The sequence below is a fragment of the Pseudomonas aegrilactucae genome, from assembly GCF_019168305.1.
GTDB classification, from domain to species: Bacteria; Pseudomonadota; Gammaproteobacteria; order Pseudomonadales; family Pseudomonadaceae; genus Aquipseudomonas; species Aquipseudomonas aegrilactucae.
Window position 1 is genome coordinate 1 of sequence record NZ_JAHTBI010000156.1, and the last position, 2,957, is coordinate 2,957.

Genomic DNA, 2,957 nt, shown 5'->3' on the forward strand with positions numbered 1-2,957 from the left:
AGTGCCAGCCAAGGCATGCGTTTGTTTGTGCAGAACATGGGCTGGCGGCTGGTGACAGCCTCCGGTGACATCGATATCCGGGCGCTGAAAGACAATATCAACCTGCTGGCCAAGCTCAACATCACGGCCAACGCCGACCGCATCACGCTGACGGCCAAGACCGAGCTGATCCTCCAGGGCGGCGGTAGCGCCACCACCTACAACGCCGGCGGCATCACCCATGTGACCACGGGCCCGTACACCGCACACGCGGCGACCTTTGCGCACACAGGCCCCAAGAGCCTGGCCGGGACATTCCCCGAGCCGCCCAAGCCGGGCAAAGGTGCGTTGGAACTGTTCAACCTGTACGCCAATACGAAGGGCATCAAGGCCGGCGACTACGAGGTGACCGATGCGCTGGGCACCGTGCTCAAGGGCAGCCTCGATGGCCAGGGTTTCAATGCCGTGGCGGGGGCTGCCGTGGGGCCGGCGCGGGTCAGTTTCGGCCGTGACCCCACCCCCTCGTGGGTGCCCAGCAGCTATATCGGCCTGGTCAACTGGCCTCGGCAGCCACCCGACAGTAGCCCGTCCACCGTCGTGGAGTCGCTGATCGACAAGATTGCGCTGCCCGCAGATGGCGAGGGCAGCCTGTTAGGCAAGGCCAGGCAACTGGCCAGCAGCGGCATGGACGCGGCGAAGGCCGGGCTGGGCCTGCTCAAGACCGGCCAGGAGGCGCTGCAAGGCGCCCAGCAAGTGCGCAGTGCCGTGCAGGGTGGCATTGCCGGCTTGCCGCAGCTGGCCAGTGCTGCCAGCTCTGCCTTGCCTGCCGCATCGGCGGCGCTGGGTGTGGCCGGCCAAGCCGGCGGCGCGCTAAAGAGGGGCATGACCAGTCTGCCCGCGCTCCCGAGCTTGCCGACCCTCTCACTTCCCACGGTCAAGGCGCCAAGCCTGGACACCGTTACCGATCTGCTGCCAGGTGAACTGATCTCATGACCGACAACACCCCCGCCACACAACGGCCGCGACAGGCCGCGGTCGTTCCCCTGGACCAGATCGGTGTCGAGGACGTGAGCCGTGGCGCCGCTGTTTTCGACGCCTGGCTGCGCGATATCAGCGGTGGCTACGTCAACCTGGAGCGGCTCAAGGATGTGGCCGAGGTACTGCCTGTCATCGGCAATATCATCGCTCTGGTCGATGCTGTCGGCGACGTCGTCAACCTGGCCTCCAGCGACAAGCCCGACCCGCTCGACTGGGTCAGCCTGGGTATCAACCTGATCGGTGTGATACCCGCGCCACCCACCATGGCCGCTGCGCGCAAGAGTTTGCGGCCGATGCTGGTGCTCGCCCGCCAGGAAGGCAAGCAGATGCTCGGCGACTCGCTGATCGAGATCATCGTCGGTCATCTCAATGCCACCTTGCTTGGCGAGATCGATGCCTTCCTGATCGATGCAAAAGGGCAGTTGGAAGTGATTTTGAAGGAGTGCGCCGACGTCGGCGAGAAGCTGATCAACAACACTGCCGACGCTATCGACGCCGTTATTACCGGCAAGCTCGACAGTGCCACGGACCTTGAGACCGCGTCCCGCAAGGCCACGGCTGCCAAGGAGGCCTTGCGCTCAGACCCCTCGCTAGTCTTCGAGAACGCCTTCGGCGCCCTCAGCGATGCCTACTCGGCCATGGGCAAGGGCGCGGCCAACCTGATCATGCGCAAGTCCGTGTCTGAACCACTTCAGCAAAAGGTACTGGCGCGCACCCAGGCATTTCGCTCTCTTGCGCCACAGCTACGCTCACAACTGATGAGCCTGACCAGCGCCGCCAACCCCAACTCCATCGAGGGCATGCGCCTGATCCTGGAGAGCAGCAGCGTACTCTGGCATCGACGCAATCCCAAGGTGCAAAGCACGACGGTCAAGGACAACAAGACCACTCAGGCCACCCGCCAGGCGGCCAAGGGTGAAACCGAAGCCATCACCCAACAAGAGCCTGCCCGGCAGGCGGCCAACGACAGCAAGAACGGCACCTGCACCAGCAGTTGCAACCGCATCAACTTCGCCTTGGGCAGCGAATCGCTGGACCACACAGACTTCAGTTTGCCGGGGCCGTTTCCCGTCACCTGGACGCGTACCTACAACTCGCGCCTTGACGCTCTGGACGACGGCAACCTCGGCGCTCGCTGGCTCACCGAGTTCACCACCTGCATCGACGTGGTCGGCAAGGGCCTGGTGCTGCACGACAGCGACGGCCGCAGCCACGACTTCCCGCTGCCCGAAAAAGGCAAACCTCATTACGACGCGGTGGAGTACCTCACTCTGGTGCGCACCGGTGGGCAGCAACTGGTGCTTCTGCGTGGCCTGGATCGTCAGGAGACCTACGCGCGCCACGGTGATCGCTACTACCTGACGCATATCCAGTTGCGCAGCGGCGCCGGGGCCATGCTGCACTACGAGCATCGTCACAACGGTCGCCCGGTGCTGTCCGACATCAACACCTACCAGGACGACGATCCCACCAAGGTGCACCTGCAACTGGGCACCCTGCTCGACGAGCACGGCCGTCTCCAGGGCCTGTGGCAGGTGGTCGACGGCACGCCACTGCGCCAGCTGTGTGCCTATCACTACGACGACGCGGGCGACCTGATCGCGGCGCAGGATGAAAACGGTGCTGCCTGGCACTACCAGTACCAGCATCACCTGGTGACCCGTTACACCGACCGTACTGGCCGCGGCCTCAACCTGGAGTGGGACGGCATCGGCCCCCATGCCAAGGCCATCCATGAATGGGCGGATGACGGCAGCTTCGACGTGCGCCTGGACTGGGACGAGCGCATCCGCCTCACCTACGTGACCGATGCCCACGGCCAGGAGACCTGGCACTACTACGACATTCAGGGCTACACCTACCGCATCCGTCACCCCGACGGCCATTCGGAGTGGCTGTTCCGTGACGCGCGCAAGAACGTCATCCGCCATGTACACCCC

2 protein-coding genes are annotated in these 2,957 nt (G+C 64.5%); both read left to right on the forward strand.

Annotation, left to right across the window (positions count from 1 at the left end; genetic code table 11):
• A partial coding sequence (locus KUO17_RS26140; RefSeq protein WP_217978442.1) for a DUF2345 domain-containing protein occupies positions 1-972 on the forward strand: 972 nt, incomplete at its 5' end.
• A partial coding sequence (locus tag KUO17_RS26145; RefSeq protein ID WP_255263813.1) for a DUF6531 domain-containing protein occupies positions 969-2,957 on the forward strand: 1,989 nt, incomplete at its 3' end. The genes KUO17_RS26140 and KUO17_RS26145, both read left to right, overlap by 4 nt.